Source organism: Pseudomonas sp. R3-56 (genome assembly GCF_051132075.1).
Lineage (GTDB): Bacteria > Pseudomonadota > Gammaproteobacteria > Pseudomonadales > Pseudomonadaceae > Aquipseudomonas.
Map to the genome: position 1 here is coordinate 162,020 of NZ_CP071657.1, position 26,402 is coordinate 188,421.

Consider the following 26,402-nt stretch of genomic DNA (forward strand, 5'->3'; position numbering starts at 1 on the left):
CGGCGTAACAGTCAACTCGATGTCGAGCGTTATGGCCTCATCGCGAGCAAGCTCGCTCCCACAGGGATGGCACACTGAGTTACTGTTTCTCCAGTACCCAGCGCCGGTCACCTGGCGTGAACGAAGGCATCTCATCGGCCAGCGCCGCATTCACGGTCTGGAAGATCTCCAGCTTCTTGCCATTACGCGCGAAAATCCAGGTGTTGCCTTGGCCGTTCTGCTGCAGCCAGATGTTGTCGTTGCCGCCGCTCATCGAGGCGCAGTCGCCGGCGAGACACAAGGCGTAGCGATCAGCTCCCGGCAGGCCGCTGACCTGGCCGTCGGGCTGGAATTGCACCGTGGCGCCTTGGCCGGGGCCTTCGGCGATGTTCCAGGTGCCGCCCAGGTAGGCGCCATACAGCGCCCGCTCGAAGCTGGCGCCGATGGGCGCGCCGTCCGGGACCTGCACCTTGGCGCGCTCGAATACCTGCTGCGGTTCGTTTTCGGTGGAAGCCTGGCTCAGTTGGTCGCCGTCGCGCTTCAGTTCGCTGGCCGAGCTGCCATAAAAATCGACTTTCCAGGCACCGTCTTCTTCGCCGAGCAGCTTGCCTTCGACGTTTTCAAAACCGTTGGTGTAGCGCGCCTGACCGGCCCGGGTGTTGACGTCCCATTCCAGGTTCGGGCCGTAGCCTTGCAGCGCTTCGCGCAGCGGGCCGCCCTTGGCGGCAGCGTCGATGGCGGCCTGGTTGATCCAGGTGCCGCTGATGTCACGGTCGGCAGGGTCGCTGGCGCAACCGCCGAGAATCAGGGCGAGCAGCGAGAAAGCAAGCGCGTTGCGCATGGAGGAATCCTTTCAGAACGAAAACGGCGCAGCGGGGGAAGCTGCGCCGGGTTTATTACTCGATGACCAGGATGGCGTCCATCTCGACCTGGGCACCCTTCGGCAGGGCGGCCACGCCAATGGCGGCGCGGGCAGGGTAAGGCTGGTCGAAATACTTGCCCATGATCTCGTTGACCTTGGCGAAGTGGCTCAGGTCGGTGAGGAAGATGTTGAGCTTGACGATGTCCTTGAACGAACCGCCGGCAGCTTCGGCCACGGCCTTCAGGTTCTCGAAGACCTGCACGGTCTGGGCTTCGAAGCCCTCGACCAGCTCCATGGTTTTCGGGTCCAGCGGGATCTGGCCCGACATGTACACCGTGTTGCCCGCCTTGATCGCCTGGGAATAAGTACCGATGGCGGCCGGGGCCTTGTCGCTGGAAATAACGGTCTTGGTCATTCATGACTCCTTGTAATGAGGGCGGCTATAAAGCGCTATGCGCGCATGCGGGTGATGCGAATGACCCCGGTCAGGGCGCGCAGTTTCTTGATCACGCGGGCCAGGTGCACACGGTCGTGCACGCTGACCACCAGTTGGACGACGCTGATGCGGCCGTCGCGTTCGTCCATGCTGATTTTCTCGATGTTGCCGTCGGCGGCGTTGACGCTGCTCGCCAGCAAGGCGATCAGGCCGCGCTGGTGTTCGAGTTCGACGCGCAGCTCGACGTTGAATTCGCCGGTAACATCCTTGGCCCACGAAAGCTGGATGCATTTTTCCGGGTTGTGGCGGATTTCGCTGATGTTGCGGCAGTTGTCCAGGTGCACCACCATCCCCTTGCCGGCGGACAGGTGGCCGACAATCGGGTCGCCCGGTATCGGCGTGCAGCACTTGGCGTAGCTGAGTACCAGGCCCTCGGTACCGCGAATCGCCAGCGGGCCTTCTGGGCTTGGCAACTGTTCGCCTTCGCCGAGCAGGCGGCGGGCGACGACATAGGCCATGCGATTGCCCAGGCCGATGTCTTCGAGCAGGTCTTCGATCAATTCGAGGCGGTACTCGTTGAGCATGACCTGCACGCGCTCGGCCGGGATCTTGTCCAGCGAGCTGTCGAAACCGTTCAGCACTTTGTTCAGCAGGCGCTCGCCAAGGCTGATGGATTCGGAGCGACGTTGCAGCTTGAGCGCGTGACGGATGTGCGTGCGGGCCTTGCCGGTGACCACGAAATTGAGCCACGCCGGGTTCGGCCGCGCACCGGGGGCGCTGACGATCTCCACGGTGGAGCCGCTTTGCAGCGGTTCGGACAACGGGGCCAGGCGGCGATTGATGCGACAGGCGATGCAGCTGTTGCCGACGTCGGTGTGCACGGCGTAGGCGAAATCCACCGCGGTGGAGCCTTTGGGCAGCTCCATGATCCGGCCCTTGGGCGTGAAGACGTAGACCTCGTCCGGGAACAGGTCGATCTTGACGCTCTCGATGAATTCCAGGGAATTGCCGGCGCGCTGCTGCATTTCCAGCACGCCCTTGACCCACTGACGGGCGCGGGCGTGAGTGCTCTTGGGCTGTTCATCGCCGCTGGATTTGTACAGCCAGTGGGCGGCGATGCCGTTGTTGGCCATCTCTTCCATTTCACGGGTGCGGATCTGGATTTCGATCGGTACGCCATGCATGCCGAACAGCGTGGTATGCAGCGACTGGTAGCCGTTGGCCTTGGGGATCGCGATGTAGTCCTTGAAGCGCCCCGGCAATGGTTTGTACAGATTATGCACAGCACCGAGCACGCGGTAACAGGTATCGACCTTGTCGACGATGATCCGGAACGCATAGACGTCCATGATCTCGTTGAAGGCCCGACGCTTGCCGCGCATTTTCTTGTAGATGCCGTAGAGGTGTTTCTGCCGCCCGCTGACTTCGCCTTCGATGCCGTCGATTGCGAGGCAGTGGCTCAGCGACTCTTCGATCTTGTTGACGATTTCCTTGCGATTGCCCCTGGCGCGCTTCACGGCCTGGTTGATCCGCGCCGAACGCATCGGGTGCATGGCCTTGAAACCCAGGTCCTCGAACTCGATGCGGATCGCGTGCATACCCAGTCGGTTGGCGATGGGTGCATAGATTTCCAGGGTTTCCTTGGCGATGCGCCGGCGTTTTTCGCCGGACAGCACTTCCAGGGTGCGCATGTTGTGCAAGCGGTCGGCGAGCTTGACCAGGATCACCCGGATGTCGCGCGCCATGGCCATGGCCATTTTCTGGAAGTTCTCGGCCTGGGCCTCGGCCTTGGTCTCGAAGTTCATCTGGGTCAGCTTGCTGACCCCGTCGACCAGCTCGGCCACGGTTTCGCCGAACTGCGCTTGCAGCGCTTCCTTGGCAATGCCGGTGTCTTCGATCACGTCATGCAGCATCGCCGCCATCAGGCTCTGATGGTCCATGTGCATGTCGGCAAGAATATTCGCCACCGCAAGCGGGTGCGTGACGTACGCCTCGCCGCTGCGGCGGCGCTGGCCGTCGTGGGCTTGTTCGGCGTAGAAATAGGCTCGGCGGACCAGGTTGACCTGGTCCGTGCCGAGGTAGGCCGATAAGCGATCGGCGAGGGCGTCTATGCTCGGCATGATGATGACTCCTGCCGTCTGCTGTGACCCCGCGCCGTGCTACGTCGACCAGGCATAGGCTTAGACCGCCTCGTTGGACTCGTCCTCGAACGCTGCGAACAGCGGTTCGTCTTCAACGATTTCAGCGTTGGCGATGAACTCGTAGCTCATCAGGCCTTCGGCGATTTCACGCAGCGCTACCACGGTAGGCTTGTCGTTTTCCCACTGGACCAACGGCTCTTTGCCACCGGTGGCCAGTTGACGGGCACGCTTGGTAGAGAGCATGACCAGCTCAAAGCGGTTTTCCACGTGTTCTAGGCAGTCTTCAACGGTTACGCGGGCCATGGTATTCCTCGGAGCGAATGCAATATGCGCGCTGCCCGGTTGGGCGAGCGGACTCGACAGTTTAAAAAAACACCAGCGTTTAGGGAAGCGCTGATTTTTTGAGCAAACCCCTCGGCGCGCTGCGACTACCAATGTAAAGCCGTCGCAGCGGTTTTGGGAAGGGCTGTTCAGCCCAGCAGTTCGGCCAGTAATTTACCGAAACGTTGCTGCTGGCGTTTCTGCTGGAGCTGGCTGGCGCGGAAAATCGCCTTCAGATCGTCCAGCGCGTGGGAGAAATCGTCGTTGATGATCAGGTAATCGTAGTCAACGTAGTGGCTCATTTCGCTGACCGCTTCACGCATCCGCCCTTCGATGATCTCGTCGCTGTCCTGGCCACGGTTGGTCAGGCGCTGGCGCAAGGCCTGCTGGCTCGGCGGCAGGATGAAGATCGAGCGGGCCTGGGGCATCAATTTGCGCACCTGCTCGGCGCCTTGCCAGTCGATTTCCAGGATCAGGTCGTGGCCTTCGTCCAGGGTCTGCTGAAGCACGCTTTGCGAGGTGCCGTAGAGATTGCCAAAGACTTCGGCGCGCTCCAGGAAGTCGCCGTGCTCGGCCATCCGCACGAACTCTTCGCGGTCGACGAAGTGATAGTTCACGCCGTTCACTTCACCAGGACGCATGGCGCGGGTGGTGTGAGAGACCGAGACGCGAATTTGCGGCTCGGCGTCGATCAACGCCTTGACCAGGCTGGTCTTGCCGGCGCCGGAGGGCGCGGAAATGATGTAGAGGGTGCCAGTGCTGTGGGTCATGTCGGGTTAGCCTTACTCAATGTTCTGCACTTGTTCGCGCATTTGTTCGATCAACACCTTGAGGTTGACCGCCGCCTGGGTGCTGCGCGGGTCGAAGGCTTTGGAGCCCAGTGTATTGGCTTCGCGGTTGAGCTCCTGCATCAGGAAGTCGAGGCGACGGCCGGCCGCGCCACCGGACTTGAGCACCCGGCGGACTTCAATGATGTGGGTGCTCAGGCGATCCAGTTCTTCGGCCACGTCGCTCTTCTGGGCGAGCATGACCATTTCCTGTTCCAGGCGCTGCGGGTCCAGCTCGGCCTTCATGTCGGCGAAGCGGTCGAGGACTTTCTGGCGCTGGGTGGCGAGCATCTGCGGAACGAGTTCGCGCAGGGTGGCGACGTCCTCTTCGATGGAGGTCAGGCGCTCGTTGATCAGTCGGGCCAGTTCCGCGCCTTCGCGCTCGCGGCCGGCCTTGAGCTCGTTCAGCCCTTGATTGAACAATGCCAGGGCCTCGGCGTTCAGCGCCTGCGGGTCGCTCGCGTCACCCACCAGCACGCCCGGCCAGGCCAGGACTTCCAGTGGGTTCAGGGCGGCGGGATTGTTGATCAGGCTGGCGACGGTTTCGGCGGCGGCGACCAATTGCGCGGCGCGCTCGCGGTCCACTTGCAAGGTTTTGCCGCTGCTCTCTTCGGTAAACCGCAGGGTGCATTCCAGTTTGCCCCGGGACAGGCACTGGCGCAGCGCTTCACGCACGCCGCCTTCGAGGTCGCGGAAGGACTCGGGCAAGCGCAGGTGCGGCTCCAGGTAACGGCTGTTGACCGAGCGCAGCTCCCAGCTCAGCGTGCCTTGGGCGCCGGCCTTTTCGACGCGGGCGAAGGCGGTCATGCTGTGCACCATGGGGGTTCCTCGCAATGCAGGCTCGCCACAACCGTTGATTGTGGGGCCTGGGATCTGTGGGTGGATGCCGAAGGGCAGCAAAGGCGCAGGATTGTAGCGCAGTGGGACGCAAGCGCCCAAACAGCTGCGGTTACAAAGCGCTGCAGCCCGTCGGGCGGGGCTTTGAGTGCGTTCACCCGTCGCGTCAGTTTATTAGAACTGCCCTATGACGATTCGCGGCTCTATAATGCCGGCAGTTTTCCGTCCTCTGTACAGGTGTTCCCTATGAAACGTCCAAGTGGTCGCGCTGCCGATCAGCTTCGCTCGATCCGCATTACCCGCAACTACACCAAACACGCCGAGGGATCTGTACTGGTGGAGTTCGGTGATACCAAGGTCATCTGCACCGTCAGCGTCGAAAACGGCGTGCCTCGTTTCCTCAAGGGCCAGGGCCAGGGTTGGTTGACTGCCGAATACGGCATGCTGCCGCGGGCTACCGGCGAGCGGAACCAGCGCGAGGCCAGTCGTGGCAAGCAGGGCGGACGGACCCTGGAAATCCAGCGTCTGATCGGTCGTTCGCTGCGCGCCGCGCTGGACATGTCCAAGCTCGGCGATGTGACGCTGTATGTTGATTGCGACGTGATCCAGGCTGACGGCGGCACCCGCACCGCCTCCATCACAGGTGCCATGGTTGCGCTGGCCGATGCCTTGAAAGTGATCAAGAAGCGTGGCGGCCTCAAGGGCGGCGATCCGCTCAAGCAAATGATCGCCGCGGTGTCGGTGGGCATGTACCAGGGCGAGCCGGTGCTGGACCTGGATTACCTGGAGGACTCCGCTGCCGAGACCGACCTGAACGTGGTCATGACCAGCGCCGGCGGTTTCATCGAAGTCCAGGGCACCGCCGAGGGCGCGCCGTTCCAGCCGGAAGAATTGACCGCTATGCTGGAGCTGGCGAAGAAAGGCATGGGCGAAATCTTCGAATTGCAAAAGGCCGCGTTGGCCGACTGATTTTTTTGCGCTTCAGACAAGGAGAGTGTCATGAGTGATGAGCAAGTCCTGTTGCCCCAGCCGAGCAGAGAAGCGCGGCAGTGGGCAATGTTTTGTCACCTGTCTGCACTATTGGGCATTTTCATTCCGTTCGGTTCGCTGATCGGGCCGCTGGTCATCTGGCAGCTCAAGCGTGAATCCGACCCGTTCATCGATGCCCAGGGCAAGGAAGCGCTGAACTTCCAGATCACTGTGGCGATCGCCGCGGCGATCAGCTTGCTGCTGATGATCGTGGTGATTGGTTTCTTCCTGTTTGGCCTGGTGGCGATCGGTGCGCTGGTGCTGACCATCATTGCTGGCGTGAAGGCCAATGAAGGGCAGCCGTATCGGTATCCATTTACCTGGCGGCTGGTTAAATAACGATCAGTAAAAGCCTGTCCCTGTGGGAGCGAGCTTGCTCGCGATAGCGATTTTTCATTCAGCATCGATGTTGAATGATCCACCGCCATCGCGAGCAAGCTCGCTCCCACAATGGGTCTTCAACGCTCATAAAAAAACCGACATTGCTGTCGGTTTTTTTATGGGTACGAAAAGGACCTAGATGGTCAGCGTCCAGTCGTAGTCCACGATCAGCGGCGCGTGCTGCGAGAAGCGCGGCTGGCGTGGCAGGCGGGCGCTGCGGACGAAGCGGCGCAGCCCGGGCGTCAGCAACTGGTAGTCGAAGCGCCAGCCGAGGTTGAGCATCTCGGCCTGCTCGTTATCCGGCCACCAGCTGTACTGGTCGCCTTCGCGGCTGACTTCGCGCAGGGCGTCGACATAACCCATGTTGCCGATGATCTCGTCCATCCAGGCCCGTTCCGGCGCCAGGAAGCCAGGCGACTGCTGGCTGTCGCGCCAGTTCTTGATATCCAGCTTCTGTTGCGCCACGTACAGCGAGCCACAATAAATGTACTCGCGACGTTTGCGCCGCTGTTTATCAAGGTAACGGGCGAAGTCGTCCATCAACTTGAATTTCTGATTCAAATCTTCATCGCCGTTCTGCCCCGAAGGGAGCAGCAAGGTCGCGATGCTGACCTTGTCGAAATCGGCTTGCAGGTAGCGCCCGTAGCGGTCCGCCGTCTCGAAACCGAGACCGTTGATGACAGCCTTCGGTTGCAGCCGCGAGTACAAAGCCACGCCACCCTGGGCGGGGACTTCGGCATCGCAGGCGTAAAGGAAGTAACCGTCCAGTTGGAAGGCTGCATCGTCCAGTTCAAAGGCGGAGGCGCGGGTGTCCTGCAGGCAGATGACGTCGGCATTCTGTGCTTGCAGCCAACTGAGCAAACCACGCTCCACTGCAGCCTGAATACCATTGACGTTCACACTGATGATCCGCATAAATGGCCCCAAAAATCACGTGCGTGTATGATACACGCCGTCTACCTATTTAGCTAAATCCGCGGTATTTGAGGCTTTTTTCATGCAGGCGTATCAGCGCGATTTCATTCGCTTTGCCATCGATCGCGGCGTTTTGCGCTTCGGTGAATTCACCCTCAAGTCCGGGCGCACCAGCCCGTACTTCTTCAACGCCGGCCTGTTCAACAGCGGAACCGCCCTGGCGCAGTTGGGCCGGTTCTATGCCGCCGCCATCGTTGAAAGCGGCATTCCGTTCGACGTCTTGTTCGGCCCCGCCTACAAAGGCATCCCGCTGGCCGCCACTACCGCCGTCGCCCTGGCCGAGCACCATGGCCGTGACCTGCCCTGGTGCTTCAACCGCAAGGAAGCCAAGGCTCACGGTGAAGGCGGAAGCCTGGTCGGCGCGCCGTTGACCGGCGAAGTGCTGATCATCGATGACGTCATCACCGCCGGTACCGCCATTCGCGAGGTGATGCAGATCATCGCTTCCCAGGAAGGCGCCAAGGCTGCCGGCGTGCTGATCGCCCTGAACCGCCAGGAGCGCGGCAATGGTGAGCTGTCGGCAATCCAGGAAGTGGAGCGCGACTTCGGTATCCCGGTGATCAGCATTGTGTCGCTGAACCAGGTGCTGGAGTTCTTGGCTGACGATCCGCAGCTCAAGCAGCATTTGCCGGCGGTTGAGGCCTATCGCGCCCAGTTCGGCATCTAAAAAGCCCCGCTGGTTTTGATCTTGTGGCGAGGGAGCTTGCTCCCGCTCGGTCGCGCAGCGACCGCAAAATGTGGGGGCCGCTGCGCAGCCCAGCGGGAGCAAGCTCCCTCGCCACACAAGCATCTTCTGAAGAAGTGATGAAAAAAGACCCCGCTCAACCAGATTGAGCGGGGTCTTTTTTTACAGGTGTCGCTTAATGACGCTTGCGATTGCTGATCAGCGTACCCACGCCGGTATCGGTGAAGATCTCCAGGAGGATCGCATTCGGCACGCGGCCGTCGATGATCAGCGAACTGCCAACACCGCCCTGGACCGCTTCCAGCGCGCAACGGATCTTCGGCAGCATGCCGCCGTAGATGGTGCCATCGGCGATCAAGTCATCGACTTGCTGGGTCGACAACCCGGTCAGGACCTTGCCGGTCTTGTCCATCAGGCCGGCGATGTTGGTCAGCAGCATCAGCTTCTCGGCTTTCAGCGCTTCGGCAACCTTGCCGGCCACCAGGTCGGCGTTGATGTTGTACGACTCGCCGTTGGCGCCCACGCCGATCGGCGCGATGACCGGAATGAAGTCGCCCTTGACCAGCAGGTTCAGCAGATCGGTGTTGATGCCGACCACTTCACCCACCTGGCCGATGTCGATGATTTCCGGCTGAGTCATCTCCGGCGTCTGGCGGGTTACGGTGAGTTTCTTCGCCCGGATCAGTTCGGCGTCCTTGCCGGTCAGGCCGATGGCGCTGCCGCCGTGGCGGTTGATCAGATTGACGATGTCCTTGTTGACCTGGCCGCCGAGGACCATCTCCACCACATCCATGGTCTGCGCATCGGTCACGCGCATGCCGTCGATGAAGTGGCTTTCGATCGACAGGCGCTTGAGCAGGTCGCCGATTTGCGGACCACCGCCGTGAACCACCACCGGGTTGATGCCCACCGCCTTCATCAGCACGATGTCGCGGGCGAAGCCGGTCTTAAGCTCCTCGCTTTCCATTGCGTTGCCGCCGTACTTGATCACCAGGGTCTTGCCGACGTAGCGTCGGATGTAAGGCAACGCTTCGGACAGGACCTTGGCGGTGTTGGCGGCGGCTTCGCGTTCGAGGGTCATTCAGGGCTCCGGTGGTGATTCAATCAGAACGGTAGTTGGAGATCAGGTGCAACACGCTTGAGTTGGCTGTGGAACACATCCTTGATGCGCTGCAGTTCAGCCTCGTTGTCGGCCTCGAAACGCAGCACCAGCACCGGTGTGGTGTTGGAGGCGCGAACCAGGCCCCAGCCTTGTGGGTAGTCGACCCGCACACCGTCGATGGTGGTCAGTTCGGCGCCTTCGCCCCACTGGGCGTCGTGCAGTGCATCAATGATGCTGAATTTGCTCTCTTCGGTCACATGGATATTGATTTCCGGCGTAGAAATATCGTTCGGGAAGGTCGCGAACAGCTCTTCGGCGGTGGATTTCTCCTTGCTGAGGATCTCCAGCAGGCGTGCCGCGCTGTAAATGCCGTCATCAAAACCGAACCAGCGCTCCTTGAAGAAGATATGGCCGCTCATTTCGCCGGCCAGCAGGGCGCCGCTCTGTTTCATTTTTTTCTTGATCAGCGAGTGGCCGGTTTTCCACATGAGTGGGCGACCGCCATATTCCTTGATCAGCGGCACCAGGCGACGGGTGCACTTCACGTCGAAGATGATTTCGGCGTCGGGGTTGCGTGCCACCACGTCCTTGGCGAACAGCATCAGCAGGCGGTCCGGAAACACCACGCTGCCAGTATTGGTCACCACACCCACGCGGTCACCGTCGCCGTCGAAGGCCAGGCCCAGGTCGGCGTTGGTTTCCTTGACCTTGGCGATCAGGTCCTCAAGATTTTCCAGCTTGCCCGGATCCGGGTGGTGATTTGGGAAATTGCCGTCGACATCGCAGAACAACGGGATGACTTCGCAGTTCAGCGCTTCGATCAGTTGCGGGGCGATGACGCCGGCCGCGCCGTTGCCGCAATCGACCACTACTTTCAGGCGACGGGCCAGTTTCACGTCCTTGACGATTTCGTCGTTGTAGCGCGGGAGGATGTCGACTTTGGTCACGCTGCCCTGGCCGCTGCTCAGGTCATTGGTCTTGAGGCGGGTGTGCAGGGCCTGGATCTGCTCGTTGGCGAGGGTGTCGCCGGCGATGACGATCTTGAAGCCGTTGTAGTTCGACGGGTTGTGGCTGCCGGTGAGCATCACGCCGGATTTGCCGGCCAGGACATTGGCGGCGTAATAAAGCGCCGGGGTCGGCACCAGGCCGACGTCGCTGACGTGGCAACCGCTGTCGGCAACGCCTTTGATCAACTGCTCGACCAGCTCCGGGCCGGACAAGCGACCGTCGCGGCCGACATTCACGTTCGGTTCGCCCTGGGCCAGGCTCTGGGAGCCGATGGCGCGGCCGATCCAGTAGGCGGTTTCAGCCGTCAGGGTTTCCGGCACGACGCCACGGATGTCGTAGGCGCGGAAGATGCTGTCAGGGAAGATCGGGGCGATTGCGGCTGGGGTGTTCATGGGCGGGGTGCTCTATCAGGAAAGTGACTGGACAGGCCGACGACGGGCGTCGGCAGGCTCAAGCTGAAGGGTATGACGGCGTTTTCGACAGAGAGTTCGCGGTGGGAAAGTGCCATGAGACAGCGTTACCCCAGCGCGAACGGTCTAAAACGTTGATTCCGGATGGGAAACGTCGCCTCGAGCCGTTACGCATTTTTCGTCCTGAAACAGAAGCTTAATAAAGCGGCCGGGCCTGCTGCCCGGCCCGAGCAGCCGGATCAGTGGCTACCGGAGTGACCGAAACCGCCGGCGCCGCGCTGGCTCTCGTCGAATTCCTCGACCAATTCGAAATGGGCCTGGACCACCGGCACCAGCACCAGTTGGGCAATGCGTTCGCCCACTGCGATGTTGAAAGCGGTCTGGCCGCGATTCCAGCAGGACACCATCAGTTCGCCCTGGTAATCGGAGTCGATCAGGCCCACCAGGTTGCCCAGCACGATGCCGTGCTTATGGCCCAGGCCCGAGCGCGGCAGAATCAGCGCGGCCAGGCCCGGATCGCCGATGTAGACCGACAGGCCGGAGGGAATCAGCAGGGTCTGGCCCGGTTCCAGGATCGTGTTCTGCTTGAGCATCGCCCGCAGATCGAGGCCGGCTGAGCCCGGCGTGGCGTACTGCGGCAGCGGGAATTCACTGCCGATGCGAGGGTCGAGGATCTTGGCTTGTAGAGCGTGCATTGAAATTAAACCTGGTTCAGCCGTTCGGCGATGAAAGTGATCAGTTGGCGGGCAATCTTGCCCTTGCTGGTCTGGGCGAAAAGCGTGGCGTGCAACTGGCGGTCGATCACGCTGCAAGCGTTCTCTTCGCTGTTGAAGCCGATGCTCGGGTTGGCGACGTCGTTGGCGACGATCAGGTCCAGATTCTTGTCCTTGAGCTTGCGCGCGGCGTAATCGAGGAGGTGTTCGGTTTCGGCGGCAAAACCGACGCTGAATGGACGGTCGGGACGGGTGGCGATGGTGGCCAGGATGTCCGGGTTACGTACCATTTGCAGGAGCAGACCGTCGCCGCTCGTAGGGTCTTTCTTCAATTTTTGCGGGGCAACGACTTCGGGGCGGTAGTCCGCCACCGCCGCCGAGGCGATGAACAGGTCGCACGGGATCGAGGCCTCACAGGCCGCAAGCATGTCCCGGGCGCTGACGACGTCGATGCGGGTCACTCGATCCGGGGTCGGCAGGTGCACCGGCCCGGTGATCAGCGTCACCCGCGCGCCCGCTTCGACGGCGGCTTCGGCCAGGGCGAAGCCCATTTTTCCCGAGCTGTGGTTGGTGATGTAACGCACCGGGTCGATGTTTTCCTGGGTCGGGCCGGCGGTAATCAGCACATGCTTGCCGGTCAGCGCCTGGCGCTGGAAGCAGTCGGCGGCGCACTGAACCAGGTCGTTGGCTTCGAGCATGCGGCCCATGCCGACATCGCCGCAAGCCTGGCTGCCAGAGGCTGGGCCAAAGACTTTCAGATCGCGGCTTTCGAGCAGTTGCAGGTTGGCCTGGGTGGCGGGGTCGCGCCACATGGCCTGGTTCATGGCCGGCGCCACGGCGACTACGGCGTCGGTAGCGAGTACGAGGGTGGTCAGCAGGTCGTTGGCGATGCCCTGGGCCAGGCGGGCGATCAGGTCGGCCGTGGCCGGGGCGATCAGCACCAGGTCAGCCCATTTGGCCAGCTCGATATGACCCATGGCGGCCTCGGCCGCCGGGTCGAGCAGATCCAGGTGGACCGGGTGCCCGGACAAGGCCTGCATGGTCAGCGGGGTGATGAACTCACTGCCGCCGCGGGTCATGACGACCCGTACTTCGGCGCCCTGGTCGATAAGCCTGCGAACCAGCTCGGCGCTCTTGTAGGCAGCAATGCCGCCGCCGACGCCCAGAACGATGCGTTTCCGATACAGCCGCTGCATAGGCCTGCCTTTCGATTTTAATGGTCAGTGCAGGGCGAACCCTCGGCAGCAGCCTGCCTGGGTGCAAATCGCCTGCAAAAAAGATGGGCTAAGATATCACAGCGTCCGCTACGGAACAGCGGCGCCCATTATCAGGGAGATGCCATGAGTATTCGGGACTGGCCGGTGGCCGAGCGGCCACGGGAGAGATTGTTGGTGTCGGGGGCGGAGAGTCTTTCAGACGCCGAGCTGCTGGCGATATTTTTACGCACGGGTGTGTCGGGTAAAAGTGCGGTGGATCTGGCTCGACATCTGTTGTCCCAATTTGGCTGCCTGCGGGCGCTGCTTGAGGCTGATCAGCTCACGTTCAGCAGTCATATGGGACTGGGTCCGGCGAAATTCGCTCAATTGCGCGCGGTGCTCGAAATGGGCCGGCGACACTTGGCGGCGCGGACTCGGCAGAATTCAATGCTGGAAGACCCGCAGGCCGTTCGTGACTATCTCAAGTCAATGCTGCGCCACGAACCTCATGAGGTTTTTGGTTGCCTGTTTCTCAATTCTCGACATCAGGTGCTGGCGTTCGAAGCGCTTTTTCGTGGCTCCATCGCCTGCACCAGTGTTCACCCCCGGCAGGTGGTCAAGCGCGCCCTGGCCCACAACGCCGCTGCCGTGATCCTGTGCCACAACCACCCCTCCGGCAGCACCGAGCCCAGCCAGGCCGACCGAATGCTCACCGAGCGGCTCCAGGACGCGCTGGAGCTGATCGATGTGCGGGTGCTCGACCATTTTATCGTCGGCGATGGGGAGCCGTTGTCGATGGCGGAGTGTGGGTGGATGTAGGCAGGGGCTGACAAACCGCGGCCCTTGTGGGAGCGAGCTTGCTCGCGATAGCGGTCGCTCAGTCAGGTTTGAGGTCATCCGATACGCCGCCATCGCGAGCAAGCTCGCTCCCACAGGGTTTACTGTGGGGCCGGGTTACTTGAGGTTGACCTTGGAGTAATCCTGCCGCCCAAACGGGCTGACCGTATAACCCTGCACATCCTTGCGGGTCAGCGCGAATGCCGTCGGGTGCGCCAGGGGCAGCCAGAGGGCCTGCTGCTGGATCTGCGCCTGGGCCTGTTCGTAGAGCTTGGTGCGCACGCCCTGTTCGCTGGTGGTCTTGCCGGCGCTGATCAGTTTGTCCAGGTCCGGGTTGCAGTAACGAGCGAAATTGGTCCCGGACTTGACCGCCGCGCAGGAAAACTGCGGCGTGAGGAAGTTGTCCGGGTCACCGTTGTCGCCGGCCCAGCCCATGAACAGCAGGTCGTGCTCGCCGGCCTTGGCGCGGCGGATCAGCTCGCCCCATTCGATCACGCGGATTTCCGCCTGGATGCCAATTTCCGCCAGGTCCGATTGCAGCAACTGCGCGCCGAGGCTCGGATTGGGATTGAGCAGGCTGCCGGAGGGGCGAGTCCAGATAGTAGTCTTGAAGCCTTCCTTCAAACCGGCCTTGGCCAGCAATTCCCGAGCCTTGGCCGGGTCATGGGCATAGCCGGGCAGGTTTTTCGCGTAGCTCCAGGTGTTGGGCGGATAAGGGCCGTTGGCCGCTTCGGCCGTGCCTTCAAAAACGGTCTTGAGGTAGCTGGCCTTGTCAAAAGCCAGGTTGATGGCCTGACGGACTTCCGGCTTGTCCAGCGGCGGATGCTGGCTGTTGATCGCCAGGAAAGCGGTCATGAACGCGTCAGTCTGCGCCACCTTCAATGTCGGCTCCTGCCGGGCGGCCTGCACGTCCAGCGGTTTGGGCGACAGGGCGATCTGGCATTCATTTCGGCGCAACTTCTGCAGACGCACGTTGGCGTCTGGCGTGATGGCAAAGATCAGCGGGTCCACCTGGGGCTTGCCGCCGAAATAGTCCCCGTTGGCCTTGTAGCGAATCGAGGCATCTTTCTGGAATCGGTTGAAAATGAACGGGCCGGTGCCGATGGGCTGGCTGTTGAGTTGCTCCGGCTTGCCGGCCTTCATCAACTGGTCGGCATATTCAGCCGAATAGATCGATGCGAAACCCATGCTCAACGTCGCCAGGAAGGTCGAATCGGCATGGTCGAGGGTGAAGCGCACTGTCAACGGGTCCAGGGCATCGATTTTTGTAATCAGCGCCGGCAGTTGCATGGATTGGGCGTGGGGGAAGCCGCTCTGGGCGACCTTGTGCCAAGGGTTGGCCGGGTCCAGCATGCGCTCGAAGCTGAACTTGACGTCTTCGGCCGTCAGGTCGCGACGCGGTGTGAAGTAGTCGGTGTGGTGAAACCTGACCTTGGGGCGCAACTTGAAGACATAACTCAGGCCATCGGGCGAAACTTCCCAGCTCTCGGCCAAGCTGGCCACCACCTTGCCGCTGGCGGTGTCGAAATCGACCAGGCGGTTCATCAGCACGTCGGCCGAAGCGTTGGTAGTGGTCAGGGAGTTGTACTGGACGACATCGAACCCTTCCGGGCTGGCCTCGGTACACACGCTCAGGGCGGCGGCCTGGGCCAGCGGAGTGAGTAGCAGAGGGGCGAGCAACAGCGGTAGGGCAGCGAGGCGCATGATTGATTTCCTGTGCAGGTCGGAGGCCCATCTGCGAGTGCAGTCTGGAAAAGGTCTACCCTAGTGGGCTCGCCTGCAAATGACTATCCCCTTTTTGCATTTTCCGGCACTCTTTGCAGCGCTTCGCGAGACGTGCTCAGGGCGCGAGCTCGCCAATGAATGAAAAAAACCTGCGCGCCGCGACGAGCGGTCAGGGCATCGCGGGCCCTTGCCGCAGCCGCCTGAGGCTGTTGATCGAGGGTTTCCAGTAAAGACAAATCACACCGGCTGTTGTTGTGCCTGGGTCTTTCTGGTATAAAGCAGCGCTCTTTTCTAGGGGCCCGGTTCCTTCACTGTAGGTGTAGCCGGTAAGACCCTTAAAGAAACGCGGCGCCTGGCGCCAAATGACTGAGAGATTAAGCGGCCAACCCATGCCGGGTTGGGCATGTGGTTTTAGAGGGCTGAGGCATGTCGAGAGTCTGTCAAGTTACCGGTAAGGGTCCGGTGACTGGGAATAACATTTCCCACGCAAACAACAAAACCCGTCGTCGTTTCCTGCCGAACCTGCAGCATCACCGCTTCTGGGTTGAAGAAGAGAAACGTTTTGTGCGTCTGCGCGTATCTGCCAAAGGCATGCGCATCATCGACAAGCGTGGCATCAGTGTCGTGCTGGCCGAACTTCGTCGCGATGGCAAGGTTTAAGGGAGCTAATCATGCGTGAATTGATTCGTTTGATCTCGAGCGCCGGTACTGGTCACTTCTACACTACCGACAAGAACAAGCGTACTACCCCGGACAAAATCGAGATCAAGAAATATGATCCGGTTGTTCGCAAGCACGTGATCTACAAGGAAGGCAAAATCAAGTAATTGATTTTCTCTTCTAACGAAAAAGGCCCGTATCGCGAGATACGGGCCTTTTTCTTTCAGGGCTGAAATCCTGACCGTTTACAACGTTGCCTGATAATTAATCAGCCACACTTGTGACCGGTATAAAAGTTTTCCTTGTCGCTGAAGACGTAGAGCCGATCATCGCGATAGTCCATGGTGTAGGCTTCGCCTGAGCGTATATGGCGTACGATCTTGGCTCCCGAATAGGCTTGCATGTCGTGCAGAAATTGCGCGTCTACCTTCATCGGCAGCAGGGAGTTGAAAGCAAAATTAGCCGTGCATACGCCTGAAGGGTGGATCTCGTTGGCAATTGCTTCAAGCGCTCCAATGTTTAGTGTCAGCAGGGCAGCCAATGCTGCGATCCGCGGTGTAGTAGCTTTTTTTTTGGCCATGTTGCCTCCTGGCATAATTTATAATCAGCGCCTCCTCATTGAGGCGCCCGGATATAATTACAGGAGGGTGGCGGCCATGTATATCGTACTGTGTAAGCGTTTGATTCATTCCTGTTTCTCAAACACTACATAAATCTTGCGGCACGCCTCCAGCACTTCCCAAGTTCCTTGGAATCCGGCCGGAATTACAAAGCGATCGCCCGCTCGAAGTGTCTTGGCATTGCCTTCATTGTCCCGCAGCACCGAAACACCCTGGACGATTTCGCAGTATTCGTGCTCCGTATAGTTGACCGTCCACTGGCCCACCGCGCCTTCCCACACCCCCGCATTCATCTGTCCGCAAGGACTGCTGTAATGATTGAACACCGCTTGCTCGGGATCACCTTTAAGTACCTTGACCGGGTCCGGTCGATAGCGGTCGGCGGTGGTATGGGCCTGGCTGAAATCGACGATGTCCTGGATGCTCATGCGGTTACCCTCGGTGCTTGCGGCGCGGATGGCTGGAGGAGCAAAAGTCTATGTTTATTAAAACGAACATCACAAGGCCGTTTGCTGGTTTTCTGTCAAATATATTGAAACATCCCCGGTCGCTGGTTTAGGGTGGCGGGGGCCTTGTGCCGAATACACATCGGCAAGGCAGAATTCTTGAACGCTACGCATAGCGTGGCGTTCGTACCCAAACAAGAGGAGGACACTCGCATGACCACCCTGACTCGTGCCGACTGGGAACAGCGCGCCCGCGACCTGAAGATCGAAGGCCGCGCCTTCATCAATGGCGAATACACCGATGCAGTGTCCGGCGAGACCTTCGATTGCCTCAGCCCGGTCGACGGCCGCCTGTTGGGCAAGATCGCCAGTTGCGACGTGGCCGACGCCCAGCGCGCCGTCGAAAACGCCCGCGCGACATTCAACTCTGGCGCCTGGTCGCGCCTGGCGCCGAGCAAGCGCAAAGCCACCATGATTCGTTTTGCCGGCCTGCTCAAGCAGCACGCCGAAGAGCTGGCCTTGCTGGAAACCCTGGACATGGGCAAGCCGATCAGCGATTCCTTGAATATTGACGTTCCAGGCGCGGCGCAGGCGCTGAGCTGGAGCGGTGAAGCCATCGACAAGCTCTACGATGAAGTGGCCGCCACCCCGCATGACCAACTGGGCCTGGTCACCCGGGAACCGGTCGGCGTGGTCGGTGCCATCGTTCCGTGGAACTTCCCGTTGATGATGGCCTGCTGGAAGCTCGGCCCGGCGTTGTCCACCGGCAACTCGGTAGTGCTCAAGCCGTCGGAAAAATCCCCGCTGACCGCCATTCGTATCGCCGCGCTGGCCATCGAGGCCGGCATCCCCAAAGGCGTGCTGAACGTGCTGCCAGGCTATGGCCACACGGTCGGCAAGGCCCTGGCCTTGCACATGGATGTCGATACGCTGGTGTTCACCGGTTCCACCAAGATCGCCAAGCAACTGATGATCTATTCCGGCGAGTCGAACATGAAGCGCGTCTGGCTGGAGGCGGGTGGCAAGAGCCCGAACATCGTATTTGCCGATGCTCCGGACCTGCAGGCCGCCGCCGAAGCTGCCGCCAGTGCCATCGCCTTCAACCAGGGCGAAGTCTGCACGGCGGGCTCGCGCCTGCTGGTGGAGCGTTCGATCAAGGACACGTTCCTGCCGCTGGTGATCGAGGCTCTCAAGGGCTGGAAACCTGGCAATCCACTGGATCCAGCGACCAATGTCGGTGCCCTGGTCGATACCCAACAGATGAATACCGTGCTGTCCTACATCGAAGCCGGTCACAGCGACGGCGCCAAGCTGGTCGCGGGTGGCAAGCGGATTCTCCAGGAAACCGGCGGCACCTACGTCGAGCCGACGATTTTCGATGGCGTGAGCAACGCGATGAAAATCGCCCAGGAAGAAATCTTCGGGCCGGTGTTGTCGGTCATCGCCTTCGACAGTGCCGAAGAGGCCGTCCAGATCGCCAACGACACCCCGTACGGCTTGGCTGCGGCAGTGTGGACCAAGGACATCTCCAAGGCTCACCTGACCGCCAAGGCCTTGCGCGCCGGCAGCGTATGGGTCAACCAATATGACGGTGGCGACATGACCGCACCGTTCGGTGGCTTCAAGCAGTCGGGCAACGGCCGTGACAAGTCGCTGCATGCGTTCGACAAGTACACCGAACTGAAGGCGACCTGGATCAAGCTCTGATCCTTCTGTACGAGCGGAGCTGGCGGTCGACAAACATCCCCTGTGGGAGCGAGCCTGCTCGCGAAAGCGGTATGACAATCGACGATTTTGTTGAATGTTGCATCGTCATCGCGAGCAGGCTCGCTCCCACATTGTTTTGTGGTGATGCCTGGAGTCGATAGTTAGCCACAGGAGCGTGGAAATGCGTTGGGCGACCTATTTCGCCGTGTTGGCCTCTGTCCTGAGCGTCGGCCTTGCCCTCGGCGTAAGCATGCCCCTGGTGTCGCTGCGCCTGGAGGGCTGGGGTTATGGCTCGTTTGCCATTGGCGTCATGGCGGCGATGCCAGCCGTTGGCGTACTGGTCGGGGCCAAGGTTTCGAGCCGGCTGGCGGCGCATTTCGGTACGGCGGCGCTGATGCGCCTGTGCCTGTGGGGCGGGGCTGTGTCCATCGGGTTGTTGGCGTTGTTGCCCAGCTATCCGGTCTGGCTGCTCTTGCGGCTGTTGATCGGAGTCGTCCTGACATTGGTGTTCATTCTCGGCGAGAGCTGGATCAACCAGCTGGTCATCGAGCAATGGCGCGGGCGGTTGGTGGCGCTGTACGGGGCCAGCTATGCCTTGAGCCAATTGTCCGGCCCGCTGCTGCTCGGTGCGCTGGGGACCGATCATGACTACGGGTTCTGGGTGGGTGTCGGGCTGCTATTGACCGCCCCGTTGTTGTTGCTTGGCCGCTGCGGTGCGCCTGCCAGTGAGGCGGGCAGCGTTACCTTCGGCGATTTGTGGGAATTTTGCCGGGGCCTGCCGGCAATCGGTTGGGCGGTGTCGTTGTTCGCCGCATTCGAGGCGATGATCCTGACGCTGCTCCCGGTCTATTGCCTGCGCCAGGGCTTCAGTGCCGATATTGCGCTGGCGATGGTCAGCACGGTGGTGGTCGGCGACGCCCTGTTGCAGCTACCCATTGGCGCCCTGGCCGATCGCCTGTCGCGCCGGTCGCTGTTCACCGGCTGCGCGGTGGCACTGATGTTGTCCAGCCTCGCGGTGCCGCTGCTGATCGATACCTTGTTGATCTGGCCGCTGTGGGTGCTGTTTGGCGCCAGCGCGGGTGGGCTGTTTACCTTGTCGCTGATCCTGATCGGCGAGCGCTACCGCGACGATGCGCTGGTGCGGGCCAACGCCCATGTTGCGCAGCTGTGGGGGATCGGTTGCCTGGTCGGGCCGCTGGCGGCGGGGGCGGGCAGCCAGTGGGTCAGCGGCCATGCGCTGCCGTTGTTCATGGCGGCGGGGGCGTTCGGCCTGGTCATTCTGTTGTTGCGCCAAGGGGCGTTCGGCGCGACACAAACCGCTTGAGCACATCCAGATACCCTGTGGCTCCAAAGTGTCCAGATTCTAAAGCATCCGCTCCAACCCGATCGTCGTGGCGAACCAGGCATTGAAGCGGCGCCACCAGCTGCCCGGTTCGCGATCCAGGTCGTGCAGCTTGCCGTTGTCTTCGGTGGTCCAGACCAGTCTTTCATCTTCCAGGCGGGCCTGATAACTCAGGGTCGGGGCCATGCCCTGCAAAGCCAGCTCCCGAACCTGGCCGGCGAGTTCCGGGCTGTCTACCAGTACGCCGACCTCGGTGTTCCAAAGCACTGAGCGAGGATCGAAATTGAACGAGCCGATGAATGACTTCTGCTGATCGAAGATGATTGCCTTGCTGTGCAGGCTGGAGTCCGATTCGCCATAAGACTTGCTGTAGAACAGATGCGGGCTGCCGCCGCTGTCGCCGGGTTGGCGGCGCAACTCGAACAGTCGTACGCCATGCTGCAGCAAGGCCTTGCGATACGGCGCGTAGCCGCCGTGCACCGCCGGCACATCGGTGGCTTCCAGCGAATTGGTCAAGAGGCTCACGGAGACACCGGCATCGGCACGGCTGGTCAGGTATACCAGCCCTGGCTGTCCGGGCACGAAGTAGGCGGAGATCATGATCAGTTCCTTGCTGACGCCGGTCAGCTCCGGCCCCAGTTGTGTCGTCAGCAGCAATCGAGGGTCTGGCTCATCCTTGGCCAGTACCTTGCTAGGCGCATCCCACAGCGCCTGGTTCCAGGCCCAGATCAACTGTCCGCGCCAGATGTCCAGGCGCGGCTGGGTCTTGTAGGCGGTCAGTTGCTGGTAGAGCGTCTGGTTTTCCTTGTGCGTCTGCTCAAGCGAAGCTTGCAGGCGCAAGCGGCTGTTCTCCAGGTCCCTGGGGGTCGGTCGATGGGAAAGGAATTGTTCGATCGGTTTGCTCAGCGCGCTGTTCCAGTATTGGTCGAAGCTGTGCCCCAATTGCTCGGCCACCGGGCCGACGCTGAGCAGGTCGATGTCGGTGAAGTTAAGGTTGGGTTCGGCATCGAAATATTCGTCGCCGAGATTGCGGCCGCCGACGATGGCCATGCTGTTGTCCGCCAGCCAGAGTTTGTTGTGCATCCGACGATGCTGCAGCGACAGATTGAACAGGCGCCCCAGGCTGCGGGTCACGCCGGTGGCGCGGCCAAGATGCAACGGGTTGAACAGGCGAATCTGGATGTTCGGGTGCGCGGCCAGGGTCGCAATGACTTGCTCCTGGCCATCGCTGGTGGTGTCGTCAAGCAGGATCCGCACGCGCACCCCACGGTCCGCTGCCTTCAGCAGTTCGTCGACCAGCATGCGCGTGCTGATGCCGTCATGAACGATGTAGTACTGCAAATCCAGGCTGCTTTGAGCGTTGCGAATCAGCTCGGCCCGGGCGGTGAAGGCTTCGGTACTGTCGGACAGCAGGCGAAAGCCTGAGCGGCCCTCGTGCGGGGCGGCCTGTTGCGCCACCGAGCGGCCGAACGCTGAGTCGGAGGCCGGCAACGCCTGGGAGGGTTCGCGGGTGACATCAAGACTGGCGCAGCCGCCCAACAGCGAGGCGACTAGCATTAGCGCGTGCAGGATCGGTCTGGATCTCACGTAGGCTCGTTCCGATTGTTAGCGTGGGTCGGCTGTTGGGTGCTGCTTCCCTGCCTACACGGTCAGACGGTGTCTCGCTGGGTTTCGTTCAACAACGCTATAGCCACGGCACCGACCTTGCGCACCGCATCCTCGATCTGTGCCGTTGGCTTGGCAGCGTAGTTCATGCGCAGGCAATTGCGATATTTGCCCGAGGCCGAAAAGATACTGCCGACGGCGATCTGCACGCCTTGGTCGTGCAGCATCCGGTTGAGCTTCAATGTGTCAAAGCCCTCGGGCAATTCGACCCACAGCATGAAGCTGCCGCGGGGACGGCTGGCGCGGGTACCTACCGGGAAATAACGGCTGACCCAATCAATCATCACGTCACGATTGCGCTGGTATTGGCTGCGCATCCGCCGCAAATGTGGTTCGAAATGCCCGCCTTTGAGAAACTCCGCGATGGCTATCTGGGGTTGCGGCGCGGTCGAGCCGGTGCTGATGTATTTCATGTGCAGCACCCGTTCCAGATAGCGCCCCGGCGCTACCCAGCCGACCCGAAGGCCAGGGGCAAGGGTCTTGGAAAAAGAACTGCAGAGCAGGACGCGACCATCGTCGTCGAAGGACTTGATGGTGCGAGGACGCGGATAGGTGTAGGCCAGTTCCCCATACACATCGTCTTCGATAATCGCCACATCGAAGCGCTGCGCCAGGGTCAGCAAAGCGCGCTTGTTGGCCTCCGGCATGATGTAGCCCAGCGGGTTGTTGCAGCTGGGGGTCAACTGTATGGCCTTGATCGGCCATTGCTCCAGTGCCAGTTCCAGCGCTTCCAGGCTGATGCCGGTGAGCGGATCGGTGGGTATTTCCAAAGCCTTCATGCCCAGGCCCTTCAGCGTCTGCATGGCACCGTGGAAGCTGGGGGAGTCCACCGCAACGATGTCGCCCTGCTCGCAGGTGGCGCGGATGCTGACCGACAACGCCTCGTGGCAACCGGTGGTGACGATCAGGTCGCTGGCGCCGAGTTGGCAGCCCGAGTCCAGGGACAGCCGGGCGATCTGCTCACGCAGTTCGAGGTTGCCGTAGATATTGTCGTAGTACAGGCCGGGCATGTCTTGGCGCCGGCTGATCTGCGCCAGGCTGCGCAACAACGGTTTCATGGTCGGTGAATGGATATCCGGCATGCCGCGGCCCAACTGTACGACATCCTTGCGCGGCACCGCGCGTATCAGCTCCAGCACCTGGTCCCATTGGGAGATGTCCACCGGGCGCTGGGCCGGACGGCCAACCGCTGGCAGGTCCGGCAGCTCGCGGCTGACCGGGACGAAATAGCCGGACTTGGGTTTCGGCATCGCCAGTCCGCTGTCTTCCAGGACGCGATAGGCCTGCTGCACGGTACTCAGGCTGACCCCGTGTTCGGTGCTCAAGGCACGCACCGACGGCAGCCGGTCGCCGGGGCGGTAGAAGCCCTGTTCGATGCGAGTGCCGAGCAATTCGGCGAGGTTCACGTAAAGAGTCATGGTGCATCCCGATGAGATGAAAACGCCAACCGATACAGATGAGCCGCAAAATTATAATTCAGTGCCCGAAACGCTCAATCTGTATGGCTATAAAAGGTATTGGTTGAATCTGTATTGAATCTGGCCGCCCGCGCATCATGAAAGCTCTGGCTACCCAAGTAAACAGGAGCGATCAAAATGAACGGCTTGAGCGATGTACGGCTGACGTTACACAGTCAGGAACTGGCGGCGGGGCAGGAAAAGGGGCTGCGTGATGCCATGCTGCGCAATGCCCCGTCCGGCTTGAGCCGCTGGGGCCTGTTCTGGCATCGTCTGCATACACGCAAGGCCTTGTTGGAGCTGACAACCGAACAGTTGCGCGATATCGGCCTGAGCCGGGAGCAGGCCCGGGCGGAAGGGTTGAAGCCGTTCTGGCGGCTTTGAAGCGATATCACATAAACCTGTGGCGAGGGAGCTTGCTCCCGCTCGGTTGCGCAGCGACCGCAGGATCTCAGGCTGCTACGCAACCCAGCGGGAGCAAGCTCCCTCGCCACGGTCAGATCAATTCTTTCAACCGGTGCCACAACATCCCCAGCGCCAACAGCGGTGAGCGCAAATGCTTGCCGCCCGGGAATGTCATGTGCGGTACCTTGGCAAACAGGTCGAACCCACCGCCCTGCTGGCCGCTGATAGCCTCGGCCAACAACTTGCCGGCCAAGTGCGTGGCATTCACCCCGTGACCGGAATAGGCCTGGGCGTAATACACGTTGGGCTGATCCTTGAGCCGACCGATCTGCGGCAGGCGGTTGGCGCCGATGCCGATCATCCCGCCCCATTGATAATCGATCTTCACGTCTGCCAGTTGCGGGAAGACCTTGAGCATTTTCGGCCGCATGTACGCGCCGATGTCTTGCGGGTCTCGGCCGGAATAGTGACAAGCCCCGCCAAACAACAAACGTCGATCTGCCGAAAGCCGGTAATAATCCAGCGCCACCCGCTGGTCACAAACCGCCATGTTCTGTGGCAAAAGCGCGTTTGCCTGCGCTTCGCTCAGCGGTTCGGTGGCAATGATATAGCTGCCAGCGGGCAGCACTTTGCCGCTCAGCTCCTGGTTCAGGCCGTTGAGGTAGGCATTGCAGCCCAGCACCAGTGTCGTGGCGCGGACCGAGCCTTGTTGGGTGTGTACTTTTACCTGTGGCCCGCAGTCGATGCGTATCACCGCCGATCGTTCGAACAGCCGGACCCCCAGTTGCTGCGCTGCGGCCGCCTCTCCCAACGCCAAGTTGAGCGGATGCAGGTGGCCCGAGCCCATGTCGATCAGGCCACCGACATAGCGATCCGAGCCCACCACGCTGTGCATTTCATCGGCTTGCAGCAGTCGCGTCTCGTAGCGATAGCCCAGACTGCGGAGTTCTTCGGCATCCTCGGCGAAACCCTGAAGATCGGCGGGTTTGTTGGCGAGGTCGCAGTAGCCCCAGGTGAGGTCGCAAGGAATCTGAAAACGATCGACCCGCTGGCGGACGATTTCCACCGCTTCGAGCCCCATCAATTTCATCTGACGCACGCCGTCGGTGCCCACGATTGGCGCAAACTGATCGAGACCATGGCCCACGCCGCGAATCAGTTGGCCGCCGTTCCGCCCGCTGGCGCCCCAACCGATCTTATGCGCCTCGAGCAGCACCACACTCAGGCCGCGCTCGGCCAGCTCGATGGCTGTGTTCAGCCCGGAGAACCCGCCGCCCACCACGCAGACATCCGCCACCAACTCGCCTTGCAGCACCGGATGGTCCGGCTGCGGCAGGCTGCTGGCGGCGTAGTAGGAGGCGGCGTGCGCGTGGCTCGGGACAGGTTGCTGAACACGGGCGTTCATGTGCGTAATCCTGATTGTTGTGTTTGAGAAATTTTACGGAGCATAAGCCGGGCTTTCCTCAGTCGGCAACACTGGTCGGCTGGCGCTGTCTGGCATGGGGCTTTTAAGGCAGAATCCTCAGCTGTCCCGATTCGGTATGGCCTCGATGAGCTGCAACAGTCAAAAAATCCGCACGCTACGTCAGCAGATTCCTACGTTCGAGTGCGTACCGGGCTGTCATGACTGCTGTGGTCCGGTGACCACCTCGCCCGAAGAAATGGCTCGTTTGCCACGCAAGAGCCGCGCCGAACAGGACGCGGCCCTGGAGGCGCTCGATTGCGTGCACCTGGGGCCGAACGGTTGCACGGTCTATGATGAAAGGCCGCTGATCTGCCGGTTATTCGGCACCACCGCGACCTTGCCATGCCCTAATGGGCGGCGGCCGGTTGAGCTGATTCATCCGCGGGTCGAGAAGCAGATTCATGCATACATGGCCAGCACTCGGCAGGTGTTGGTCTAGCGGTCTGGGATACCGAGTCGCGGCTTTCGCGAACAGGCTCGCTCCCACAAGCTCGCCACCTACCTGCGTGGGAGCGAGCCTGCTCGCGAAAGCGTTCTGGAGCCGGGCTCAATCCGGAATCGGCAGGTTCAGGCTCTCCTTCACTTCCTCCATCACGATGTAGCTCTTGGACTCACGAACGTGGGGCAGCTTGAGCAGGATGTCGCCCAGCAGCTTGCGGTACGAGGCCATCTCGGAAATTCGCGCCTTCACCAGATAGTCGAAATCCCCCGACACCAGGTGGCATTCCAGTACGTGAGGCAACTTCAGCACGGCACGTCGGAACTCTTCGAACGTGTCGCCGGATTTATAGTCGAGGCTGATTTCGACGAACACCAGCAGGCTGCCCTTCAAGTGCTGCGGATTGAGCCGGGCGTTGTAGCCCATGATGATCCCCTCGCGCTCCAGCCGTCGCACCCGCTCGGTGCAAGGCGTGGTGGAAAGCCCGACCTTTTCCCCCAGCTCGGTGAAAGAAATTCGCCCGTCGGCCTGGAGGATGCGCAGGATGTTGCGGTCGATCTTGTCCAGCTCGCGTTTGGTCTGGGTATTGGTACGCACAGGTGATGCGCCTCCGTGAAAAGGGTTTTTGCCGAGAATTCTCGCCAAATATAGGCATTTATATAGTGAAAAGCACTGGCTGATCTTTTTTACACTGCGCGCATCTAAGCTTTGTATAACAAACGTCAGCGGTTA

Annotated in this window: 27 protein-coding genes and 1 pseudogene; 10 read left to right on the forward strand and 18 right to left on the reverse strand. The window is 61.1% G+C overall.

Features of this window, described 5'->3' with window-relative positions; all coding sequences use genetic code 11:
* Positions 1 to 79: 79 nt before the first annotated feature.
* The 6 genes from J3P96_RS00740 to J3P96_RS00765 all read right to left on the reverse strand — a co-directional run bounded on the left by J3P96_RS00740 (position 80) and on the right by J3P96_RS00765 (position 5,385).
* A complete protein-coding gene (locus tag J3P96_RS00740) occupies positions 80 to 820 on the reverse strand; it encodes a hypothetical protein (RefSeq protein ID WP_434627090.1) in 741 nt (246 codons plus the stop codon).
* A gap of 55 nt (positions 821 to 875) precedes the next feature.
* Positions 876 to 1,256, reverse strand: a complete 381-nt coding sequence (locus tag J3P96_RS00745; RefSeq protein WP_030142177.1) for a RidA family protein — start codon at positions 1,254 to 1,256, stop codon at positions 876 to 878.
* Between the two features lie 35 nt (positions 1,257 to 1,291).
* A complete protein-coding gene (gene spoT, locus J3P96_RS00750; protein WP_407682909.1) occupies positions 1,292 to 3,397 on the reverse strand; it encodes a bifunctional GTP diphosphokinase/guanosine-3',5'-bis pyrophosphate 3'-pyrophosphohydrolase in 2,106 nt (701 codons plus the stop codon).
* 60 nt (positions 3,398 to 3,457) lie between these two features.
* Positions 3,458 to 3,721, reverse strand: coding sequence for a DNA-directed RNA polymerase subunit omega (rpoZ, locus tag J3P96_RS00755; protein WP_003177259.1), 264 nt, complete (start codon positions 3,719 to 3,721; stop codon positions 3,458 to 3,460).
* Between the two features lie 167 nt (positions 3,722 to 3,888).
* Positions 3,889 to 4,509, reverse strand: a complete 621-nt coding sequence (gmk, locus tag J3P96_RS00760) for a guanylate kinase (protein WP_305497909.1) — start codon at positions 4,507 to 4,509, stop codon at positions 3,889 to 3,891.
* Between the two features lie 12 nt (positions 4,510 to 4,521).
* On the reverse strand, positions 4,522 to 5,385 hold the full coding sequence (locus J3P96_RS00765) for a YicC/YloC family endoribonuclease (protein ID WP_434654712.1): 864 nt from the start codon (positions 5,383 to 5,385) through the stop codon (positions 4,522 to 4,524).
* 264 nt (positions 5,386 to 5,649) lie between these two features.
* Between J3P96_RS00765 and rph the strand changes: the two genes are divergently transcribed.
* Together rph and J3P96_RS00775 are read left to right on the forward strand one after the other, a co-directional pair.
* Positions 5,650 to 6,372 carry a ribonuclease PH gene (rph, locus tag J3P96_RS00770; RefSeq protein ID WP_434570905.1) on the forward strand — a complete coding sequence of 241 codons (723 nt, stop codon included), beginning with the start codon at positions 5,650 to 5,652 and terminating at the stop codon, positions 6,370 to 6,372.
* A 30-nt stretch (positions 6,373 to 6,402) separates the two neighbouring features.
* Positions 6,403 to 6,771, forward strand: a complete 369-nt coding sequence (locus J3P96_RS00775; protein ID WP_434570906.1) for a DUF4870 domain-containing protein — start codon at positions 6,403 to 6,405, stop codon at positions 6,769 to 6,771.
* A 177-nt stretch (positions 6,772 to 6,948) separates the two neighbouring features.
* On the opposite strand, the gene J3P96_RS00780 is transcribed toward J3P96_RS00775, so the two are convergent.
* Positions 6,949 to 7,728 carry an exodeoxyribonuclease III gene (locus J3P96_RS00780; RefSeq protein WP_013694557.1) on the reverse strand — a complete coding sequence of 260 codons (780 nt, stop codon included), beginning with the start codon at positions 7,726 to 7,728 and terminating at the stop codon, positions 6,949 to 6,951.
* A gap of 82 nt (positions 7,729 to 7,810) precedes the next feature.
* Here J3P96_RS00780 and pyrE point away from each other — a divergent pair, with 82 nt between their 5' ends.
* A complete protein-coding gene (gene pyrE / locus J3P96_RS00785) occupies positions 7,811 to 8,455 on the forward strand; it encodes an orotate phosphoribosyltransferase (RefSeq protein WP_434654714.1) in 645 nt (214 codons plus the stop codon).
* Positions 8,456 to 8,648: 193 nt separating this feature from the next.
* Here pyrE and argB read toward each other — a convergent pair whose 3' ends face one another.
* The 4 genes and pseudogenes from argB to coaBC all read right to left on the reverse strand — a co-directional run bounded on the left by argB (position 8,649) and on the right by coaBC (position 12,902).
* On the reverse strand, positions 8,649 to 9,554 hold the full coding sequence (argB, locus tag J3P96_RS00790) for an acetylglutamate kinase (protein WP_305497915.1): 906 nt from the start codon (positions 9,552 to 9,554) through the stop codon (positions 8,649 to 8,651).
* A 23-nt stretch (positions 9,555 to 9,577) separates the two neighbouring features.
* Positions 9,578 to 10,984 (reverse strand): annotated as a pseudogene (locus tag J3P96_RS00795) (phosphomannomutase/phosphoglucomutase); the annotation flags it as partial.
* A gap of 248 nt (positions 10,985 to 11,232) precedes the next feature.
* Positions 11,233 to 11,688, reverse strand: a complete 456-nt coding sequence (gene dut / locus J3P96_RS00800; protein WP_434654716.1) for a dUTP diphosphatase — start codon at positions 11,686 to 11,688, stop codon at positions 11,233 to 11,235.
* Positions 11,689 to 11,693: 5 nt separating this feature from the next.
* The gene (gene coaBC, locus J3P96_RS00805; protein WP_305497916.1) at positions 11,694 to 12,902 is read right to left on the reverse strand and encodes a bifunctional phosphopantothenoylcysteine decarboxylase/phosphopantothenate--cysteine ligase CoaBC; all 1,209 of its coding nucleotides are present in this window, start codon (positions 12,900 to 12,902) and stop codon (positions 11,694 to 11,696) included.
* Positions 12,903 to 13,046: 144 nt separating this feature from the next.
* Between coaBC and radC the strand changes: the two genes are divergently transcribed.
* A complete protein-coding gene (gene radC / locus J3P96_RS00810; protein WP_434627101.1) occupies positions 13,047 to 13,721 on the forward strand; it encodes a RadC family protein in 675 nt (224 codons plus the stop codon).
* 135 nt (positions 13,722 to 13,856) lie between these two features.
* On the opposite strand, the gene J3P96_RS00815 is transcribed toward radC, so the two are convergent.
* Entirely contained in the window at positions 13,857 to 15,443 is a 1,587-nt protein-coding gene (locus tag J3P96_RS00815) for an ABC transporter substrate-binding protein (RefSeq protein ID WP_434654718.1), read from the reverse strand.
* A gap of 447 nt (positions 15,444 to 15,890) precedes the next feature.
* Here J3P96_RS00815 and rpmB point away from each other — a divergent pair, with 447 nt between their 5' ends.
* On the forward strand, positions 15,891 to 16,124 hold the full coding sequence (rpmB, locus tag J3P96_RS00820) for a 50S ribosomal protein L28 (protein ID WP_003177273.1): 234 nt from the start codon (positions 15,891 to 15,893) through the stop codon (positions 16,122 to 16,124).
* Positions 16,125 to 16,135: 11 nt separating this feature from the next.
* Positions 16,136 to 16,291, forward strand: coding sequence for a 50S ribosomal protein L33 (gene rpmG, locus J3P96_RS00825; protein WP_003177274.1), 156 nt, complete (start codon positions 16,136 to 16,138; stop codon positions 16,289 to 16,291).
* Between the two features lie 101 nt (positions 16,292 to 16,392).
* Here the strand turns inward: rpmG and J3P96_RS00830 are convergent, their stop codons facing one another.
* Together J3P96_RS00830 and J3P96_RS00835 are read right to left on the reverse strand one after the other, a co-directional pair.
* Positions 16,393 to 16,704, reverse strand: a complete 312-nt coding sequence (locus J3P96_RS00830; RefSeq protein WP_434654720.1) for a hypothetical protein — start codon at positions 16,702 to 16,704, stop codon at positions 16,393 to 16,395.
* A 105-nt stretch (positions 16,705 to 16,809) separates the two neighbouring features.
* Positions 16,810 to 17,172 (reverse strand): cupin domain-containing protein, encoded by a 363-nt coding sequence (locus J3P96_RS00835; protein ID WP_434654722.1) that lies wholly within the window; start codon positions 17,170 to 17,172, stop codon positions 16,810 to 16,812.
* 231 nt (positions 17,173 to 17,403) lie between these two features.
* Between J3P96_RS00835 and J3P96_RS00840 the strand changes: the two genes are divergently transcribed.
* On the forward strand, positions 17,404 to 18,897 hold the full coding sequence (locus J3P96_RS00840; RefSeq protein WP_434570917.1) for an aldehyde dehydrogenase: 1,494 nt from the start codon (positions 17,404 to 17,406) through the stop codon (positions 18,895 to 18,897).
* 181 nt (positions 18,898 to 19,078) lie between these two features.
* Entirely contained in the window at positions 19,079 to 20,221 is a 1,143-nt protein-coding gene (locus J3P96_RS00845; RefSeq protein ID WP_434654724.1) for an MFS transporter, read from the forward strand.
* Positions 20,222 to 20,260: 39 nt separating this feature from the next.
* Here J3P96_RS00845 and J3P96_RS00850 read toward each other — a convergent pair whose 3' ends face one another.
* Positions 20,261 to 21,826: a phospholipase D family protein gene (locus J3P96_RS00850; RefSeq protein WP_434654727.1), complete on the reverse strand. Its 1,566-nt coding sequence runs from the start codon at positions 21,824 to 21,826 to the stop codon at positions 20,261 to 20,263.
* A gap of 62 nt (positions 21,827 to 21,888) precedes the next feature.
* Positions 21,889 to 23,322 carry a PLP-dependent aminotransferase family protein gene (locus tag J3P96_RS00855; protein WP_434627115.1) on the reverse strand — a complete coding sequence of 478 codons (1,434 nt, stop codon included), beginning with the start codon at positions 23,320 to 23,322 and terminating at the stop codon, positions 21,889 to 21,891.
* A gap of 177 nt (positions 23,323 to 23,499) precedes the next feature.
* On the opposite strand from J3P96_RS00855, the gene J3P96_RS00860 reads away from it, so the two are divergent.
* On the forward strand, positions 23,500 to 23,745 hold the full coding sequence (locus J3P96_RS00860; protein ID WP_305497928.1) for a DUF1127 domain-containing protein: 246 nt from the start codon (positions 23,500 to 23,502) through the stop codon (positions 23,743 to 23,745).
* A gap of 112 nt (positions 23,746 to 23,857) precedes the next feature.
* Here the strand turns inward: J3P96_RS00860 and J3P96_RS00865 are convergent, their stop codons facing one another.
* Positions 23,858 to 25,171, reverse strand: coding sequence for an NAD(P)/FAD-dependent oxidoreductase (locus J3P96_RS00865; RefSeq protein ID WP_434654730.1), 1,314 nt, complete (start codon positions 25,169 to 25,171; stop codon positions 23,858 to 23,860).
* 145 nt (positions 25,172 to 25,316) lie between these two features.
* Between J3P96_RS00865 and J3P96_RS00870 the strand changes: the two genes are divergently transcribed.
* Positions 25,317 to 25,670 (forward strand): YkgJ family cysteine cluster protein, encoded by a 354-nt coding sequence (locus tag J3P96_RS00870; RefSeq protein WP_434570927.1) that lies wholly within the window; start codon positions 25,317 to 25,319, stop codon positions 25,668 to 25,670.
* Positions 25,671 to 25,778: 108 nt separating this feature from the next.
* Here the strand turns inward: J3P96_RS00870 and J3P96_RS00875 are convergent, their stop codons facing one another.
* Complete coding sequence (locus tag J3P96_RS00875; RefSeq protein WP_003206849.1) at positions 25,779 to 26,267, reverse strand: Lrp/AsnC ligand binding domain-containing protein; 489 nt, start codon at positions 26,265 to 26,267, stop codon at positions 25,779 to 25,781.
* Positions 26,268 to 26,402 lie beyond the last annotated feature (135 nt).

Bases quoted from the DNA above. Each gene is read 5' to 3' on its own strand.
- J3P96_RS00840 (WP_434570917.1), top strand. From the start codon at position 17,404: ATGACCACCCTGACTCGTGCCGACTGGGAACAGCGCGCCCGCGACCTG.
- spoT (WP_407682909.1), bottom strand. From the start codon at position 3,397: ATGCCGAGCATAGACGCCCTCGCCGATCGCTTATCGGCCTACCTCGGC.
- J3P96_RS00830 (WP_434654720.1), bottom strand. From the start codon at position 16,704: ATGGCCAAAAAAAAAGCTACTACACCGCGGATCGCAGCATTGGCTGCC.
- J3P96_RS00835 (WP_434654722.1), bottom strand. From the start codon at position 17,172: ATGAGCATCCAGGACATCGTCGATTTCAGCCAGGCCCATACCACCGCC.
- J3P96_RS00855 (WP_434627115.1), bottom strand. From the start codon at position 23,322: ATGACTCTTTACGTGAACCTCGCCGAATTGCTCGGCACTCGCATCGAA.
- J3P96_RS00815 (WP_434654718.1), bottom strand. From the start codon at position 15,443: ATGCGCCTCGCTGCCCTACCGCTGTTGCTCGCCCCTCTGCTACTCACT.
- J3P96_RS00845 (WP_434654724.1), top strand. From the start codon at position 19,079: ATGCGTTGGGCGACCTATTTCGCCGTGTTGGCCTCTGTCCTGAGCGTC.
- J3P96_RS00780 (WP_013694557.1), bottom strand. From the start codon at position 7,728: ATGCGGATCATCAGTGTGAACGTCAATGGTATTCAGGCTGCAGTGGAG.
- J3P96_RS00745 (WP_030142177.1), bottom strand. From the start codon at position 1,256: ATGACCAAGACCGTTATTTCCAGCGACAAGGCCCCGGCCGCCATCGGT.
- J3P96_RS00775 (WP_434570906.1), top strand. From the start codon at position 6,403: ATGAGTGATGAGCAAGTCCTGTTGCCCCAGCCGAGCAGAGAAGCGCGG.
- J3P96_RS00765 (WP_434654712.1), bottom strand. From the start codon at position 5,385: ATGGTGCACAGCATGACCGCCTTCGCCCGCGTCGAAAAGGCCGGCGCC.
- J3P96_RS00870 (WP_434570927.1), top strand. From the start codon at position 25,317: ATGAGCTGCAACAGTCAAAAAATCCGCACGCTACGTCAGCAGATTCCT.
- rpmG (WP_003177274.1), top strand. From the start codon at position 16,136: ATGCGTGAATTGATTCGTTTGATCTCGAGCGCCGGTACTGGTCACTTC.
- gmk (WP_305497909.1), bottom strand. From the start codon at position 4,509: ATGACCCACAGCACTGGCACCCTCTACATCATTTCCGCGCCCTCCGGC.
- dut (WP_434654716.1), bottom strand. From the start codon at position 11,688: ATGCACGCTCTACAAGCCAAGATCCTCGACCCTCGCATCGGCAGTGAA.
- argB (WP_305497915.1), bottom strand. From the start codon at position 9,554: ATGACCCTCGAACGCGAAGCCGCCGCCAACACCGCCAAGGTCCTGTCC.
- rpmB (WP_003177273.1), top strand. From the start codon at position 15,891: ATGTCGAGAGTCTGTCAAGTTACCGGTAAGGGTCCGGTGACTGGGAAT.
- pyrE (WP_434654714.1), top strand. From the start codon at position 7,811: ATGCAGGCGTATCAGCGCGATTTCATTCGCTTTGCCATCGATCGCGGC.
- rph (WP_434570905.1), top strand. From the start codon at position 5,650: ATGAAACGTCCAAGTGGTCGCGCTGCCGATCAGCTTCGCTCGATCCGC.
- radC (WP_434627101.1), top strand. From the start codon at position 13,047: ATGAGTATTCGGGACTGGCCGGTGGCCGAGCGGCCACGGGAGAGATTG.
- J3P96_RS00740 (WP_434627090.1), bottom strand. From the start codon at position 820: ATGCGCAACGCGCTTGCTTTCTCGCTGCTCGCCCTGATTCTCGGCGGT.
- coaBC (WP_305497916.1), bottom strand. From the start codon at position 12,902: ATGCAGCGGCTGTATCGGAAACGCATCGTTCTGGGCGTCGGCGGCGGC.
- J3P96_RS00865 (WP_434654730.1), bottom strand. From the start codon at position 25,171: ATGAACGCCCGTGTTCAGCAACCTGTCCCGAGCCACGCGCACGCCGCC.
- J3P96_RS00860 (WP_305497928.1), top strand. From the start codon at position 23,500: ATGAACGGCTTGAGCGATGTACGGCTGACGTTACACAGTCAGGAACTG.
- rpoZ (WP_003177259.1), bottom strand. From the start codon at position 3,721: ATGGCCCGCGTAACCGTTGAAGACTGCCTAGAACACGTGGAAAACCGC.